Annotated in this window: 14 protein-coding genes; 12 read left to right on the top strand and 2 right to left on the bottom strand. The window is 67.0% G+C overall.

Going from position 1 to position 16560, the window contains the following annotated elements; translation table 11 throughout:
* Positions 1–248: 248 nt before the first annotated feature.
* Both ACI2KI_RS06280 and ACI2KI_RS06275 read left to right on the top strand, forming a co-directional pair.
* The gene (locus tag ACI2KI_RS06280) at positions 249–1181 is read left to right on the top strand and encodes a HEPN domain-containing protein (protein WP_076222544.1); all 933 of its coding nucleotides are present in this window, start codon (positions 249–251) and stop codon (positions 1179–1181) included.
* A 122-nt stretch (positions 1182–1303) separates the two neighbouring features.
* Positions 1304–1654 (top strand): DUF3147 family protein, encoded by a 351-nt coding sequence (locus ACI2KI_RS06275; RefSeq protein WP_076222542.1) that lies wholly within the window; start codon positions 1304–1306, stop codon positions 1652–1654.
* A 61-nt stretch (positions 1655–1715) separates the two neighbouring features.
* On the opposite strand, the gene ACI2KI_RS06270 is transcribed toward ACI2KI_RS06275, so the two are convergent.
* Positions 1716–2138 (bottom strand): helix-turn-helix domain-containing protein, encoded by a 423-nt coding sequence (locus ACI2KI_RS06270; protein ID WP_178826578.1) that lies wholly within the window; start codon positions 2136–2138, stop codon positions 1716–1718.
* 69 nt (positions 2139–2207) lie between these two features.
* Here ACI2KI_RS06270 and ACI2KI_RS06265 point away from each other — a divergent pair, with 69 nt between their 5' ends.
* From ACI2KI_RS06265 to ACI2KI_RS06220, 10 genes are all read left to right on the top strand, one after another.
* Entirely contained in the window at positions 2208–4355 is a 2148-nt protein-coding gene (locus ACI2KI_RS06265) for a heavy metal translocating P-type ATPase (RefSeq protein WP_404618497.1), read from the top strand.
* 111 nt (positions 4356–4466) lie between these two features.
* Complete coding sequence (locus ACI2KI_RS06260; RefSeq protein ID WP_207826189.1) at positions 4467–4823, top strand: hypothetical protein; 357 nt, start codon at positions 4467–4469, stop codon at positions 4821–4823.
* A gap of 53 nt (positions 4824–4876) precedes the next feature.
* Positions 4877–6130, top strand: a complete 1254-nt coding sequence (locus ACI2KI_RS06255; protein WP_178826574.1) for a TolC family protein — start codon at positions 4877–4879, stop codon at positions 6128–6130.
* Positions 6127–7308, top strand: coding sequence for an efflux RND transporter periplasmic adaptor subunit (locus ACI2KI_RS06250; RefSeq protein WP_225910410.1), 1182 nt, complete (start codon positions 6127–6129; stop codon positions 7306–7308). Before ACI2KI_RS06255 ends, ACI2KI_RS06250 begins: the two co-directional genes overlap by 4 nt.
* A 12-nt stretch (positions 7309–7320) precedes the next feature.
* Complete coding sequence (locus tag ACI2KI_RS06245) at positions 7321–10542, top strand: efflux RND transporter permease subunit (RefSeq protein ID WP_178826572.1); 3222 nt, start codon at positions 7321–7323, stop codon at positions 10540–10542.
* Positions 10539–11141: a cation transporter gene (locus ACI2KI_RS06240; RefSeq protein WP_178826570.1), complete on the top strand. Its 603-nt coding sequence runs from the start codon at positions 10539–10541 to the stop codon at positions 11139–11141. The genes ACI2KI_RS06245 and ACI2KI_RS06240 overlap by 4 nt, the downstream gene beginning before the upstream one ends.
* Complete coding sequence (locus tag ACI2KI_RS06235) at positions 11044–11826, top strand: isoprenylcysteine carboxylmethyltransferase family protein (RefSeq protein ID WP_225910411.1); 783 nt, start codon at positions 11044–11046, stop codon at positions 11824–11826. Before ACI2KI_RS06240 ends, ACI2KI_RS06235 begins: the two co-directional genes overlap by 98 nt.
* Positions 11827–11971: 145 nt before the next feature.
* Positions 11972–14518 carry a heavy metal translocating P-type ATPase gene (locus ACI2KI_RS06230; RefSeq protein ID WP_404618495.1) on the top strand — a complete coding sequence of 849 codons (2547 nt, stop codon included), beginning with the start codon at positions 11972–11974 and terminating at the stop codon, positions 14516–14518.
* 23 nt (positions 14519–14541) lie between these two features.
* The gene (locus ACI2KI_RS06225) at positions 14542–14958 is read left to right on the top strand and encodes a DUF305 domain-containing protein (RefSeq protein ID WP_225910412.1); all 417 of its coding nucleotides are present in this window, start codon (positions 14542–14544) and stop codon (positions 14956–14958) included.
* Between the two features lie 4 nt (positions 14959–14962).
* Entirely contained in the window at positions 14963–15379 is a 417-nt protein-coding gene (locus ACI2KI_RS06220) for a hypothetical protein (RefSeq protein WP_178826562.1), read from the top strand.
* Positions 15380–15497: 118 nt separating this feature from the next.
* Here the strand turns inward: ACI2KI_RS06220 and ACI2KI_RS06215 are convergent, their stop codons facing one another.
* Positions 15498–16307, bottom strand: coding sequence for a universal stress protein (locus tag ACI2KI_RS06215; RefSeq protein WP_178826561.1), 810 nt, complete (start codon positions 16305–16307; stop codon positions 15498–15500).
* Between the last annotated feature and the right edge of the window lie 253 nt (positions 16308–16560).

Below are 16560 nucleotides of genomic sequence, written 5' to 3'. Positions count from 1 at the left end.
CTAGGGACGCCGTTCCGGTGACAGTAGCCTGTCCGCTCGGATGGCCGTCGCTATGTCCAGGCGAAAGCTAAAGGCGTCGGCGCGCGAGCTCTCGTGTTCTTAACAGCCCGGCGGACACCCTCCCTCATTGTGGCGCTTGGCGTGGCGGCGAGGTAGGCTTTTGCAGAAGTGATTTGAGGCGCGGATGCGAACGAACCTGGCAGGCATGATCGATCCGACGACGCTCCGATCGCAGGACGGGCAGTTCCATGCGGGCTGATCTCGACCATCTGCCGGCCAAACAGCAGCGCGAGCTGGAGCGCGTTCGTACGACCCTGCTGACCGAGTTCGACGCCGCAATAAAGAGCGGGGGCGGGGGCACCCAGTCTTGGCGGCGCGACGGCCGGGTGCTGAAGATCATCCTGTTTGGCTCCTACGCCCGCACCGACTGGGTCGACGAACCCGACAACGGCTACCTGTCCGACTTCGATCTGCTGGTGATCGTCAGCCACGAAAAGCTGACCGACATCGCCGACTATTGGTACGTCGCCGAGGACAAGATCCTGCGCGACCCCGCCGTGGGGCGGACGGTCAACATCATCGTCCACACCATGGCCGAGGTGAACCAGGCCCTGACCCGGGGCGAGTATTTCTGGACCGACATCCTGCGCGACGGCGTGGTGCTGTATGAGTTGCCGGGACATCCATTCGCTCAGCCGAAGCCGATGACGGCCATGGAAGCATGCGACGCCGCCCAGCGGCATTTCGCAAAGTGGATTGGGAGCGTCGACAGGTCCCTGGAGACCGCCAAGGGGCAACTGGCGAATGAATCCGATCTCGGGTGGAGAAGGGATGCTGCATTTTCACTCCATCAGGCGGTTGAACGTGCCTACGTCTGCTTCCTGCTGGTTCACACCTTCTACTTTCCGCGCTCCCACAACATCAAGTTCCTCCGGTCGTTGGCTGAGGACACCGACAAGCGACTGACCGGCGCTTGGCCGAGGGAGGAGCGTGCCGACAGACGGCGCTTTGAGCTTCTGAAGCGCGCCTATGTCGAAGCGCGCTATTCCGACGAGTACGACGTCAATGCTGAGGACTTGGCGCTCCAGTTCGAATCCGTGGTCCGGCTCCGAAACCTGGTCGCCGCAGCCAGCAATGAGCGGATCGCGGAGCTCGCGCGGGACGCGGAGGCCGGGGCCTGACCTCATCTCCATGGCGCGAGCGGGCGACGGTGACCTTCTCCGCCTGTCCGGGCGCTCAGTTCTGGATACGTCGGTGACCGACCCCATTGCGAACCTTGGCCGCTGAGGCGCAGGGTCGCCTCATGTTGTATTTCGTCCTCAAAGCCACGATCTCGGGCCTTCTGATCGCCGCTGTCTCGACGCTGGCCAAGCGCTATCCCGGGTTCGGCGCCCTGGTGGCCTCCCTGCCGCTTGTTTCAGTTCTAGGCATGATCTGGCTATGGCGGGACAGACCGGACGCCGGGAACATGGCGGCTCACGCCGAAGCGACCTTCTGGTATGTCCTGCCGTCGCTGCCGATGTTCCTTCTGATCCCGGCCCTCCTGCGGCAGGGAGTGTCATTCTGGATCGCGTTGGCGGCTGGATGCGCCCTGACCATCGTTCTCTACGTGGTGATGACCTTGGTCGCGTCGCGCTTCGGGCTTCAGTTGTAGGGCGAAAGGCAGGGGCGGATTCGAGGTCGGCTCGGTCGGGAGCAGGCCCGTCCTCAGGATCCTAGTGTCTGTCGTGCAGGCAGTTGCCATGGTCGCCGAGGGCCTCGATGACCCGGCATTTTGAAGATGTATCCTGGACGCATTGCGTCATGCGGGCGACCTCGGCTCTCAAGGCGGTGAGGCGCGCGATCTTGTGGTCGATATCGGCGAGGTGGGACCGGGCGATGGTGTCAGCCGAGTGGCAGGGGCGGCTCGGATCACCGGCCAGCGCCAGAAGCTCGCGGATCGGTTCGATCTCGAAACCGAGTTCACGCGCGTGTCGAATGAACCGCAGACGACGCAGATCGCCGTCGTCATAGAGGCGCCGGTTGCCTTCCGTGCGGGGGGGCGAAGGCAGGAGCTGGATCTGTTCATAGTAGCGGATCGTCGGCGCCTTGATCCCGCATTCCTTCGACGCCTGGCCGATCGTCACGCCCTGGTTCATTTTACCGCTTGCTCCTCTAGTCGCTAGAGGAAGTAGCGTCGGCTGGAGTTTGAAACAAGGAGCACGCTCGTGGCGGCGGAAACCCTGGAAACCCGATATCGCGTGACCGGCATGGATTGCTCAAGCTGCGGCTCCAAGGTCGATACGGCGGTGCGCAAACTTCCGGGCGTCATCGATGTTGCGGTGGCGGTCTCCTCCGGCGTCCTGAAGATTCAGCACGGCCCCGATTTCGCTGGGGACGATGCGATGCGACAGGTCCGCAATCTGGGTTACGGCGTCGAGACGCTCGCTCCGCCGACCTCGACGACGGGATCGGAGATCGTCTCTCCCGCCGACAACCCGCCTGCGGCGAAGGGCCCCTGGTGGTGGACCCGAAAGGCCAAGCTGACGGCGGCCTGCGGCGTCGCCCTGATCGCAGCCTATGTCTTGGGCTACCTGTTCCCCGCCGTCGAACGCGAGGCCTTTCTGGTCGCCCTGGCGGTCGGTCTTGTCCCGGTCGGCTGGCGTGCGATCACCGCCGCCCGGTTCGGGTCGCCGTTCTCGATCGAGATGCTGATGACGATCGCTGCGGTCGGGGCCGTGTTCATCGGGGCTCAGGAAGAGGCGGCGGTCGTCGTCCTTCTCTTCCTGGTCGGTGAAATGCTGGAGGGCGTCGCTGCAGGCCGTGCTCGCAAGAGCATCCAGGGGTTGACCGACCTGGTCCCCAAGACCGCCCTTGTCGAGGTCAATGGTCAGGTCAGCGAAGTTCCGGCTGAAGGCCTGGCGGTCGGCGTTGTCATCCTGGTGAGGCCCGGCGACCGCGTACCGGCGGATGGGGACATCGTTGAAGGCGAAGGCGAAATCGATGAAGCCCCGGTGACGGGGGAGAGCGTTCCCAAGCGGAAAATGGTCGGCGACCCTGTCTACCCCGGGACCATCAATGGAGGCGGCGTCCTGCGCGTCAGGGTCACCGCGGCCGCCGCCGACAACCCCATTGCGCGGGTCGTGCGTCTGGTGGAGGAGGCGCAGGAATCCAAGTCGCCGACCGAGCGTTTCATCGACCGCTTCTCGAAGATCTATACGCCCCTGGTTCTCGTCGTCGGCGCCCTGGTCGCGACCGTGCCGCCGCTCGTGTTCGGGGCAGGGTGGGGCGAATGGATTTACAAGGGCCTGGCGATCCTGCTGATCGGCTGTCCCTGTTCCCTGGTGATCTCGACGCCGGCGGCCATCGCTGCAGGTTTGTCCGCCGGCGCACGGCGGGGGCTGCTGATGAAGGGCGGGGCCGTGCTCGAAACCCTCGGCAAGATCACCGCCGTCGCCTTCGACAAGACGGGAACGCTGACGTCCGGCAAGCCGCTGGTGACCGACATCGTGGCCGGCGCACGTCCGGAAGCCGAGATGCTCGCGCTGGCGGCGGCGCTGGAAACCGGATCGAGCCACCCCCTGGCCGTGGCCATACTCAATCGCGCCAAGGCCGAGGGCGTGTCCATCCTGCCCGCTTCGGCGGCCCGGGCGATCGCGGGGGAGGGCGTGGAAGGGACCGTGGGGGGCGAAGAGGTCTTCCTGGGCTCGCCTCAGGCCGCCGCGCGGCGGACTTTGCTCTCTGCGTCTCAGGATGAGGCGGTCGCGCGCTTCAATGCGCAGGGCAAGACCGTTTCGGTCGTCGTGATCGACGGCCGGGTCGTGGGCTTCCTGGCCATAAGGGACGAGGCGCGGTCCGACGCAGCGGCGGGCTTGGCTCGTCTGAAGGCCATGGGGGTTCGCTCTGTCATGCTGACGGGGGACAACCAGCGCACCGCCGAGGCGGTCGCCAGCGGCCTCGGCGTCGAAGCGCGCGCGGAACTGCTGCCGCAGGACAAGCAGAGGATCGTCAAGGAACTCCAGGCCCAAGGTCTTGTCGTCGCCAAGGTCGGCGACGGCATCAATGACGCGCCAGCACTCGCCGCCGCCGACATCGGCATCGCCATGGGCGGCGGCGCCGACGTGGCTCTTGAGACGGCTGACGCGGCGGTGCTGCACGGTCGGGTCCAGGACATTCCCGACATGATCGTCCTGTCGAACGGGGTGATGGGCAACATCCGTCAGAACATCACCATCTCCCTGGGCCTGAAGGCCGTCTTCCTGGTCACGACCTTGATCGGCGTCACCGGTCTGTGGCCGGCTATCCTCGCCGATACCGGGGCGACCGTGCTGGTGACCGCCAACGCCATGCGTTTGCTGCGATGGAAGCCGAGGTGACCCGCGACGTTTCACGTCCGTCGACGATCGGTCCTGAAACAAGGCTGGGCTTGCGGCGTTTGATGCCTCGTTCTCGTTTGCCGCTCGCCTGCGTTGTGCTAGGAAGTGATCATGTTTGAATGGTCGAACAGGACACTTCTGGCGGGGGCGCTTCTTGCGCTCATCATCGTCGTGTTCGGTTTCCTGCCGGCCGCGGAGGCGGCGACCTGCGCGCCGGAAGCCCAGGCTGATGCCGCGGCCTCATCCTTTTCGGCCTCGCCCGAGCAGAACCAGGAACAGGGCAAGGGCGGCGACCTAAAACACGGCGGCTGCGCCCATGGTCACTGTCACCACGGCTCAACCGGCATACAGCCTTTGTCGATCGCTGTTCCGGCCAAGCTGGACAAGACTGGCGGCCCCAAGGCGCCGAAGTGCGACCAGATGGCGTCCCGAACGCCGGCCGGCCCGGACCGCCCACCCAGAGTCTGACTCGAATGCCGCGCCTTCGTGCGCCCATCCGTCAGAAATCTGGGAAATGAACCATGTCTTCCTCACATCGTCGGTCGCCGCTCCTGGCGGCCGGCTGCGCCGTGGTCGCCGTAGCGACAGCGGCCGCTGCACCTGCCTGGGCTGATCCTGCGCCAAGCTATGAAACCCTGCTCGGACGCATCGGCCAGACGCCGGTCAACGTCGAGGCCGGCGCCTTGCTCGACGCCGCCGAGGCGCGCGTTCGTCAGGCGCGCGTGCGCCCCAATCCTCAACTCGGCCTGAGCGTCGACGGCGTCCTGGGGAGCGGTCCCTATGACGGCTACAGCAATGCCGAGACCAGCCTGGCTGTGACCCAGGACCTTGAACTCTGGGGGCGTCGCAGCGCCAGGGTGGAGGTCGCGCGCGGGGAAGCCGGCGCAGCCGCTCTTCGCCGCGATCTCGCCGGCGTAGACGCTGCGGGTCGGCTGGCGCTGGTTTACGCCGAGGCCGAGGCGGCTGATCGTCGATTTCAACTGGCCAAGGAGGCCTTGACCATCACCCTGGCCGACGCTCGCGCCGCCCTGTTGCTGGTGGAAGAGGGGCGAGAACCCCTGTTGCGCGGCATTCAGGCGGAAACCGAGGCGGCCTCGGCGCGTGCTTCGCAAGACGAGGCCGGCGCTGAACGCGAGGCCGCTTTCGCGCGGTTGACGGCGACGGCGATGTTGCCGACGGCCGTCACCTCCATCGACGCAGGCGTTCTGGATCGCACGCCATCGGCGTCGGAGCCCTCCGGATCGATTTCGCCCGTCGTGCGCGTGGCGGAAGCGGAGCGCGACACGGCCGAACGGCGTATCCGGGTGGAGCGGATCAATGCTCGTCCCAACGTCAGCGCTTCGGTCGGGGTGAGGCGCTACGAAGCCGAAGACGCCACCGCATTGACGTTCGGCGTCAGCATGCCCCTGCCGCTGTTCGATCGAAATCGGGGCAATATCCAGGCGGCCCAGGCTGAGTTCCGGGCGGCGGAAGCCCGTCTCGACGGCGCTCGCCTCGAAGAAGCCGCCGATCGAAGCGCGGCTCTGGCGCGCCTCAACGCCTCCGTCAGTCGCGTGGGAGCGACGGACGCCGGCGTGACCTCGGCCGAGGAGGCCTATCGCCTTTCTCGGCTGGGTTTCGAAGCCGGACGCATCTCCCAGCTTGAACTGCGCGCATCCCGCGCCGCCCTGATCTCCGCCCGCACCGCCGCCGTTGACGCCCGCCTCGCGCGCGTCCGTGCGGAAATCGACCTCGCGCGCCTGCAAGGCCGCATCCCGTTTGGAGCCGCCCTGTGAACACCCTGATCAAGACCAGAAAGACCTGGCTGATGGCCGGCGCCGCCGTTGCGGTCATCGTCATCGGCGGCGCGGCCTTCCTCATGACCCGCGACGGGCCTGCGCCCTCGCCGGCGGTTGAGGCGCCCGCAGAAGCCGGCCATGAAGGCGAAGCCGCGGGCGAAGCGGAGGAGGGCGTTATCAACCTGACCCCTGCGCAGATCGAAGCTTCAGGCATCACTGTTATGGCGGTCGGGCGCGGTGGAGGCGGGGAGACCCGCCTTGCCGGCCGTGTTGAACCCATGATCGATGCGCGCGCCGCCGTGGCCGCTTCAGTGGGCGGCCGGGTCGAGCGGGTTCTGGTGGCGCCGGGCCAGTCGGTACGCGCCGGCCAGGCCCTGGCGGTGCTGGTCAGCGGCGACGCCGCCACCTTCCGCGCCGACGCCGACGCCGCCGCTGCGGCGGCTGACGCGGCGCGGCGCGCCTATCAGAGGAACGACAGCCTGGCGTCCCAGGGCGTGGTGGCGCGCCAGGAGGTCGAAACCTCGCGCGCCCAATCGCTCAGCGCCGACGCCGCGGCCCGGGCCGCGCGCGCCCGCGCCTCTGCTGCAGGCGGGCCCAATGCCTCGGGGCGGATCAGCGTCTCCAGCCCGATCTCGGGCGTGGTGACTTCGGTTCTGGTCGGTCCGGGCGGGTTCGCGCCTCAGGGCGGCGTGGTCGCCGAGGTCACCAACCCGGCGCGTGTGGAACTGGTGTTCAATGCGCCGCCGGCCCTGGCCGCCCAGGTTCGGGCGGGATCGTCGTTGCGTGTTCAAGGTCCTGCCGGTGAATTCGATGCGATCGTCACGGGCGTAGCCGCGGGCGGCGCCGGCGAGAGCGGTGCGACGGTCATTCGCGCCCGGCCGGCCGGCGGAGCCTTGCCGCCGGCCGGTTCGCCGGTCAGCGGCGCCCTGGTGACGGGCGGCGAAGCCGACGGCGTGACCGTTCCTACCGAGGCCGTCCAGACGGTCGATGGCGGTACTGTCGTCTTCGTCCAGGTTGAAGGCGGCTTCCGCGCCGTTCCGGTCATGGTCGGCCGCCAGGCCGGCGGCCGGACGGAGATCGTGCGGGGCCTGACCGGCGCCGAACGCATCGCCGGGGCCAAGGCCTTCCTGCTCAAGGCGGAGCTCGCCAAGGGCGAAGCCGAGCACGGCCACTAGGAGCGACGGAATATGTTTAAAGCTCTTATCGAAGCGTCCGTCCGTTTTCGCTGGTTCGTCGTCCTGGCCGTGGCGCTCGTCGCCGCGCTTGGCCTGTTCGAACTGACCAAACTGCCGATCGACGCCGTTCCCGACATCACCAATCGACAGGTCCAGATCACGACCGTCGCCCCGGCGCTGGCGCCCGAGCAGATCGAACGCCAGGTCACCTATCCGCTTGAGACGGCCATGGCCGGCATTCCGGGACTGCAGAGCACCCGCTCCCTGTCCCGCAACGGCTTCAGCCAGATCACCGTCGTCTTCACCGACCAGACCGACATCTATTTCGCCCGCCAGCAGGTGGCCGAGCGGATGCGGCAGGCGTCGGAGAAGCTGCCCGAAGGCGTCGAGCCCAATCTGTCGGCCATCACGACCGGCCTGGGCGAGGTGCTGATGTGGACGGTCGACTATGTCCCCTTCAGCCCCAAGACCACGGTCGCCAACGGCAAGCCCGGCTGGCAGGCCGACGGATCCTATCTGACGCCGGAAGGCGAGCGGCTGACCACGCCGCAGCAGCGCGCCACCTATCTGCGCACGGTTCAGGACTGGATCATCGCCCCGCAGATGCGCACGGCGCCCGGCCTGGCCGGGGTCGACGTCAACGGCGGCTATGTAAAGGAATATGCCGTCCGGCCTGACGCCGCCGCCCTGACCCGCTACGGCCTGGGCATGAATGATCTGGTGCAGGCGCTGGACCGGGCCAACACCCAGGCGGGCGCCGGCTATGTCCAGCGGGCAGGCGAGGCCCTGGTGGTCCGCACCGACGCCCTGGCCACGACGGTCGAGGACCTGGCCCAGGCGCCGGTCGTCAATCGCGGCGGTCTGGTGGTTCGTGTCGCCGATGTGGCGACGGTCGAGATCGGCCAGGCGCCGCGCCTCGGCGGGGCCAGCCGCGACGGGCATGAGGCGGTGCTGGGCACCGCCCTGATGCTGGCCGGCGAGAACAGCCGAACCGTGGCTCAGGCCGCGGCCGAGCGGCTGGAACAGGTGGCGGCCACCTTGCCGCCCAGCGTGGTCGCCGCGCCGGTGCTGAACCGCAGCGATCTGGTCAACTCGACCATTTCGACCGTGGCGCGCAACCTGATCGAAGGCGCCCTGTTCGTCATCGTCGTCCTGTTCCTGCTGCTCGGAAACTTCCGGGCGGCGGCGATCACGGCCCTGATGATCCCGCTGTCTTTCCTGTTCGCCGTCATTGGCATGAACCGGTTCGGCATCAGCGGAAACCTGATGAGCCTGGGCGCGCTCGACTTCGGCCTGATGGTCGACGGCGGCGTGGTGGTGATCGAAAACACCCTGCTGATGCTGACCCAGCGGCGGGGCGAACTGGGGCGGATGCTGACCCGTCACGAACGTCTCGGCGTGGCCATGCAGGCGGCGCGCCAGATGGTCAAACCGGCCGCCTTCGGCCAGCTGATCATCCTCCTGGTCTTCACGCCGCTGCTGATGCTGGAAGGGGTGGAGGGCAAGACCTTCGTGCCCATGGGGGCGACGGTCATGCTGGCCCTGGTCGGCGCCTTCATCTTCTCCTTCACCTTCGTGCCGGCGATGACGGCTCTCCTGGTGAGGGATCCCAAGACCGTCCATCTGGGACCGGACGGCAAGGCCGAGGAGCATGAGACCCGCATCCTGCGATTTGCTCGTCGGTGGATCCAGCCGGCCATCGGCGCGGCCGTCGCTCGTCCCAAGGTGGTCCTGATCGCCGCCCTGGCGATGCTGGGCGTGGGGGCCGTCTCCTTCATGAGCCTGGGCCGGGAGTTCATCCCGACCCTGGACGAGGGCGATATCGCCATGCAGTCGCTGCGCGTGCCTTCCGCCTCTTTGGAGCAATCCCTGGCCATGCAGATGGCCCTTGAACGCGCCATCAAGGCTCAGCCCGAGGTGGAGACCATGTTCTCCAGGACGGGCACGGCCGAGGCCGCTGTCGACCCCATGCCCGCCAACATCTCGGACGCGGTCATCATCCTCAAGGATCGCAAGGACTGGCCGAATCCCAAGCTGTCGAAGGAAGACCTGATCGCCCGGATTGAAGATGTCGCCAGCCAGCAGATCGGCAACAGCTTCGAGTTCAGCCAGCCGATCGAACTACGCTTCAACGAACTGATCTCGGGCGTCCGCACCGACCTCGCGGTCATGGTCTATGGCGACGATTTCGACACCTTGCAGAAGACGGCTGATGCGGTGGCCGCCAAGCTGCGGGCCACGCCCGGCGCGGCCGACGTGCGGGTGGAGCAGGCGTCCGGCCTGCCGACCCTGACCATCAGCGTCGATCGGTTCGCGGCGGCCAACTACGGGCTGTCGGCGGCCGACGTCTCGGAGGCGGTCTCGGCCGCCGTCGGGGGCGCCGAGGCGGGTCGTATCTTCGAGGGCGACCGTCGCTTCGATGTCGTCGTGCGTCTGCCGGATGACGCGCGAAACGATCCGGCGACCCTCGCCGCCCTGCCCATCGTCTCGAGCACGGGGGTGATCGTGCCCCTGTCGTCGGTCGCGCGTATCGAGACGGCTGAAGGACCGAACCAGATCAGCCGTGAGAACGGCAGCCGACGCATGGTGGTCCAGGCCAATGTGCGCGGTCGCGATCTCGGCGGCTTCGTGACCGACGCCCAGGCGGCGGTGGCCGACATCGCCCTTCCGGTCGGCTATCGCCTCGACTGGGGTGGACAGTTCGAGAACCTGAAACGGGCCGAACAGCGCCTGGGTCTGGTGATCCCGATCGTCTTCATCCTGATCGGCGTCCTGCTGTTCATGGCGCTGGGATCGTTTGCGGAGGCCGGCCTGGTCTTTGCCTGCGTGCCTCTGGCCCTGGTCGGCGGGGCGCTGGCGCTGTTGCTCAGGGGGATGCCCTTCTCGGTGTCGGCGGCGGTTGGCTTCATCGCCGTGTCGGGCGTTGCGACCCTGAACGGACTGGTGCTGATGCAGGCGATCCGGGAGCGGCTGCAGGCCGGACTTGAGCCTGTCGCGGCCGCCATCGAAGGGGCGTCCAGTCGCCTGCGAGCGGTGCTGACCACGGCCCTGGTGGCCATCGTCGGCTTCATTCCCATGGCGCTGGCGCACGGGGCGGGGGCCGAGGTGCAGAAGCCGCTGGCCACTGTGGTCATCGGCGGTCTGCTGACGGCGACAGCCCTGACGCTGCTGGTTCTGCCGACTTTCGCCGCCAAGGCGGTCAAGCATCGGAAATCGGAGGGGATCGAGGATTGATTGCTCGCAATCAGGACGACCGTCAGCAGCGTCGTACGCTGCTGACGGTTCTTGGTCTCAACGCCGGCCTGTCGGCAGGGCTCGGAATCGGCGGCTGGGCCGCCGATTCCAGCGCTCTGTTGGCCAATGCCGTGGACAACGCCTCCGACGCCGCAGTCTATCTGATCAGCTTTCTGGCGATCGGCCGCGCGGAGTCATGGAAGAGGGGGGCGGCGGGCCTTTCCGGCGTCATGCTTCTCGTCTTCGCAGGCGGCGTTCTCATCGACGCCGGGCGTCGGTTCCTGACCGGAACCGAACCGATGGGTCCCATCATGATCGGTCTTGCGGTCGTGGCGGCGGTGGTCAACCTCATCTGTCTGCAGATGATCCGTCGCCAGGCCAGCGGCGACGTGAACATGAAGGCGGCCGAGACCTTCAGCTTCAATGATTTTGCCTCGAACGGGGGCATTCTCATCGCCGGCCTTCTGGTCATGTGGCTCGGACAGGCCTGGCCGGACCTGCTTGTCGGCGTCCTCGTCGCCGCCATCGCTGCGAAGGGCGGAATCGACATTCTGGGCGAAGCCGGCCGGTCCGGAACGAACGGGGAGCCGCGCGAATGACGCTGCCCAACCCGCCCTGCGGCTTATCGCTTCCCCCTGGATCGAACGGGCGACAGCGCCCGCTCCAGAAGAGGATTTTGGATCAATGATCGACATTCAATCCGTGCAGCGATGGCGGAAGCTCTTCATCGCCGCCTGTCTTCTCGCGCTCCTGGCGTGGACGACGCTCGTGACGGCCGTGCCGGCGCTTGAACACCCGGTCGAACACCTCGGCCTCGTCGCCATCATGGCCTGCATCATCGGCCGCAGCTGGTGCTCTCTCTACATCGGCGGGCGCAAGAAGCAGGAGATCGTCGCCGCCGGACCCTATTCAATCTGTCGAAATCCCCTCTATGTCTTCAGCTTCATCGGCGCATTCGGCGTAGGGGCCCTGTCCGGCAGCCTCAGCGTCGCCTTCGTGTTCACCCTCATCTGCTGGCTCGTGTTCCGGATCGTGGTCGCCCGCGAGGAAGGCTATCTGACCGAGGCCTTTGGCGCGCCCTATCAAGCCTATTGCGCGCGGACCCCCCGTTTTCTGCCCAACCCCGCGCTTTGGCGGGATGAGGCGGAGGTGCTCATCCGTCCGGCCTTTTTTGTTCGGACGGTGCGCGACGGGCTGGTCTTTCTTCTGGCGCTTCCGCTGTTTGAGGCGCTCGAACGCCTGCAGCATCTCGGCTGGTTCGACGCCATTCTGCAACTGCCGTGAGACCGGGGAGAAGCGAGGTGATCAAACGAAACCGGACGGACTTTCACGCAACGGCTTTCGCTAGGGCGAACTGCACGACGGGCAGGGCGAATGGCCATCGATCGCCGCTTGATCACCTATTGTTCTCGACGCCTGGAGCTCGCCGATGACCAGGACCATAAGACTGACGCTTGCCCGCCTTTTGCCCGACGTGCCAGGGGGCTCTGACGCCTGCGTCGATCGCCTGATCACGTCCCTGCGCGAAAGGCAGGGCGTGTTCGAGGCTCATCTTGCCGATAGGGACGGTGTCCCTGTCCTCTGCATTCATTACGACCCCGACCTGGTGACCCTGCAGCAGGTGCGTCAGGCGGCTCTCAAGGCGGGTGTGGAGATCAGCGAGCGCTTCGGGCATGTCAGCGGCTGGTTGACGGGGCTGCGCCATGCACGCCACGCCCGAACCGTTCAAGACGCTCTTGCGGAGCAGGACGGGATTGTCGAGGCGGCGGTGGATGTGTCCGGCGCCTTCCATCTGGAGTTCGATCGGGGGCTGGCGAGCTGGTCGGAAATCGATCGCTTCATTCAGTCCCAGGGTCTGCGGGCTACGGATACGCCGTCGGAAACCTCGGCGCCGGCGCATCCCTCCAGGGAGGAAGGCTCCCATGAGCACGCCCATATGGAGGGCGAGAAGCATGACCATGCCCACGGCGGCTTGCTTGGGCCCAATACGGAGTTGATCTTCGCCCTGGCTTGCGGCGGTCTGCTGGGGCTGGGTTTCGCCATAGAGAAGCTGGCGGCCGGCGTCCCGGCGTGGATGCCTCTCGGTCTGTTCATCGCCGCCTACGGGTTCGGCGGCTTCTTCACCGTTCGCGAGGCGTTCGAGAACCTTCGCCGCAAGCGCTTCGAGATCGACACCCTCATGCTTGTCGCCGCCGCAGGCGCGGCGGCGCTCGGCGCCTGGGCCGAGGGCGCGCTGCTTCTGTTCCTGTTCAGCATCGGTCACGCCCTGGAGCACTACGCCATGGGGCGGGCCAAGCGCGCCATCGAGGCGCTTGCCGACCTGGCGCCCCGCACCGCCCGCGTGCGCCGAGGCGATCAGGTCGTCGAACTGCCGGTCGAAGAACTCCAGGTGGGCGACACCGTGGTGGTCCGGCCCAATGAACGCTTGCCGGCCGACGGCTTCGTGGTGGTCGGCACGACCAGCATCAACCAGGCGCCGGTGACCGGCGAGAGCATGCCGGTCGACAAGCAGCCGGTCGCAGACCTGGCTTCTGCACGCGCCCAGACCGTCCAGATCGGATCGGCGTCCATCGTCTTCGCAGGCACCATCAACGGCGCCGGCGCCATCGAGATCGAGACGACCCGCAAGTCCAGCGACACCACCCTTGCCAAGGTGGTCCGCATGGTCACCGAGGCGGAAACCCAGAAATCGCCGACCCAACGCTTCACGGACCGTTTCGAGCGGGTATTCGTGCCCCTGGTGCTCGCCTTCGCTTTTGTCCTGCTGTTCGCCTGGGTTGTGGTCGACGAGCCGTTCCGCGACAGCTTCTATCGGGCCATGGCGGTGCTGGTCGCCGCTAGCCCGTGCGCGCTGGCCATCGCCACGCCGAGCGCCGTCTTGTCCGGGGTTGCACGTGCGGCCCGGGCCGGCGTTTTGATCAAGGGCGGCGCGCCGCTTGAGAACCTCGGCTCGCTCAACGCCATCGCCTTTGACAAGACCGGCACTCTGACCGAAGGCCGCCCACGCATCACTGACATTATTCCCGTGCGCGGAACGCATGAAAGCGATCTCCTGGCCACCGCAGTCGCCGTGGAACGCCTGAGCGACCACCCGTTGGCGGAAGCCATCGCGAGGGACGGAGGGGAGCGCCTGGGGGAGGCGACGATCGCGGCTGCGTCTGACCTGAAGAGCCTGACCGGAAAAGGCGTAACGGCTCAGCTCGGAGGCGACACGATCTGGATCGGCAAGCCGGAGATGTTCGGCGCCGACGGCGTCGCGGGGCTGAGCGATGAAGCGGCCATGGTCGTCACGCAACTGCGCCTGCAAGGGCGAACCTTGATGGTGGTGCGCCGAGGCGCGCGGGACCTCGGCGTGATCGGCCTCCTCGACACGCCCCGAGCCGCCGCACGGTCGGCGATCACGGCGCTGAGGTCCCTGGGCGTCCAGCGCATGATCATGATTTCGGGTGATCACCAGAGGGCGGCTCAGGCGATCGCCGGACAGATCGGTCTGACCGAGGCATGGGGCGACCTCATGCCGGAGGACAAGGTCGACGCCATCAAACGTCTGCGCGCCGAAGCCAAGGTCGCCATGGTCGGCGACGGCGTGAACGACGCCCCCGCCATGGCGACGGCGACTGTGGGCATCGCCATGGGGGCCGCCGGCTCCGACGTGGCCCTCGAGACCGCCGACGTGGCTCTGATGGCCGACGATCTCTCGCACCTGCCTTTCACGATCGGGCTCAGTCGGCGAACCCGCAGGATCATTCTCCAGAACCTGGTCGTCAGCCTGGGCGTCGTCGCCTTCCTGGTGCCGGCCACAGTTCTCGGCCTGGGCATAGGTCCGGCGGTCGCCTTGCATGAAGGCTCGACATTGCTGGTGGTGATCAACGCCTTGCGTCTTCTCGGCTATCGTGACCCGATATCGGTGTTGAAACGGGATGAAAACCTCGGGGACGTCGCAGGCTCTCCCGTGCTTCAGGGGAAGTCCTCATGAAACGGATGAGGTGGGCGTCGGTCGTGGCCCTGTTTCTCGCCCTTTCGGCCTTTGCATTCGGCCTGTTTTCGCTGCCGTCGCGGACCCAGGTCGACACCCGGCCTGCGGTGGACGGCCGCTCGATCGATAACCATGCGGGCCATGCCGACGCGCCCTCCGACAGTGCCTCCACGCGCTCCTATCGCGAGGCGAGCGTCCGGATGTCCCAGAGCCTGGACATCGACTACACCGGCGACGCCGATGAGGACTTCCTGCGGGGATTGATCGCCCGTCACGAGGGCGCGGCCGCAATGGCGCGCATCGCCCTGGAATACGGCGACGACCCGGAGGTACGCGGGTTCGCCGAGGAGACGATCCGCAACCAGGAAGCCCAGATCCTGCGGATCAGGCTGCTGCTGGTGCGACGCGAGAGAGGGGCGGCGCCGGCCGCCCGGTCCTGAGGCCATGGCGAAGAACCGTTTCAAGGGCCGCGAACGCGGCCAGCGCTGGCGCGAGGGGCGTTACGGGAAGCGGAACCGCCGTCCCGGTTTCAAACGCCTCGAGAAGCCTCGGCCGGTGCTCGAGATCCTGGCGGCTGCGGTCGTCAGCCTCATCACGGCCGCCATCATGTTATGCGTGGCCGTCATCCTGCTCGGCGCCTACAAGGTTCCGCTGCACCTCGGGTACGGCGCCTTCATGGGCATGGCGGCGATCGGCTGTCTGATCGTGGGGCGGCGAGACCGCGTCGCCCTGATTTCGACGGCCTGCATTGGCCTGCTCGGGATCGTGGGAACAATTTGCTTCTATGCCGGTCGCGGAGAGATCCAGCTACGGACTCATGAGCATAGTGTCCCGACGGCGGCGGGAACCGCGAGGCCCTAGGATTCATGCCGATCGTTCGGCTAGGGTCTTTAACCGACCCACGGAAACGCCAGGCGATCTGTTTCCCGTCGCAGACGGAAGGCGGCGTTTCCCAGGCGAGTGGAGCGCATGGGTGGACCTAATGCGACATCAGCCACGATAGTTCGGCGTCGTCCTGAAGACCGCTCGTCATGCCGCCCCACATGCGCTGCGCCAGGGGACCGCGACCGAAGGCCCCCGTTACGATCAGGTCGGCGCCGAGACGGTGGGCTTCGGCGAGGAGGTCCGCGGCGCCCGTGGATCCCGCGGTCGCCGGTATATGGCGGACGGCGGCCGGCGCATCGTGCCGCTTCAGATGAGCGGCGACGTCTTCGAGCTGGCCTTGTTCGACCTCGTCGCCGACCCCGACCACGGTGACGGTCTGAGCCCGCCGGAGCAGCGGCAGAGCATCATGCAGGGCGCGTCTCGCCTGGGGCGCGTCCTTCCAGCCGATGACCGCATTCGAGAGATCGCCGCTTGCGGCCGCCGCTCCAAGACGGAGAACGGGGCCGCCGCCGTGCAGGGCGAGCTCTCCGGCGTTGGGAAGCGCACAGGCCATCGGCGGCGCCGACGAGGTGACGAGCAGATCGGCGGTGAGCAGATGATCGCGCAAGGGGGGACCGGGCTCCCCCATGCCGGAAAGCCAATCGGCGGTTTTCGAGCCGGAGCCGAACACCTGGAGGAAGGCGTCGTGGGCGCCGGCGAGGGCGGCGTCCATTCTTCGGGTCTCTTCCAGGACCGACAGGGGGTTGCTCGCCAGAGCCGTCCTGAGCACCGACGTCCGGGGCCAGGCGAAACACACCGCCTTCAGTCGGGCGTCGAACCCTGCGGCCAGGTCGCGCGCACGCTCCAGGGTCTGGACGAGACCGTCCCTTGGCGTAGCATCGACGATGATGTCGCGGTAGGTCATGGATGTTCTCCTTTCCAGTCCTTGCATGCCGGCGGCGCAGGGCGTCGAGCATGTCCGTCTAGCTTGCTCATTGGCGGCGCCGTTGCGTTGATCCAGATCACACATCCAGGGGCTGGATCATCAAGGCATCCCTGTCTCTGTTCCAACGACTCCGCAGCGTCTGTTCCCTGACGATCGGGACGTCGGTTCAGCTGTGCGTTTGACGTGTCTTCGATAGGGGCGAGGTCCATGAGGATAGAAGCCCGCAGGATCA

The organism is Brevundimonas sp. NPDC046655 (assembly GCF_044901625.1).
Classification (GTDB): Bacteria; Pseudomonadota; Alphaproteobacteria; order Caulobacterales; family Caulobacteraceae; genus Brevundimonas.
The sequence above is the reverse complement of the archived record's forward strand: the minus strand, read 5'-3'. Positions and strand labels throughout refer to the sequence as shown.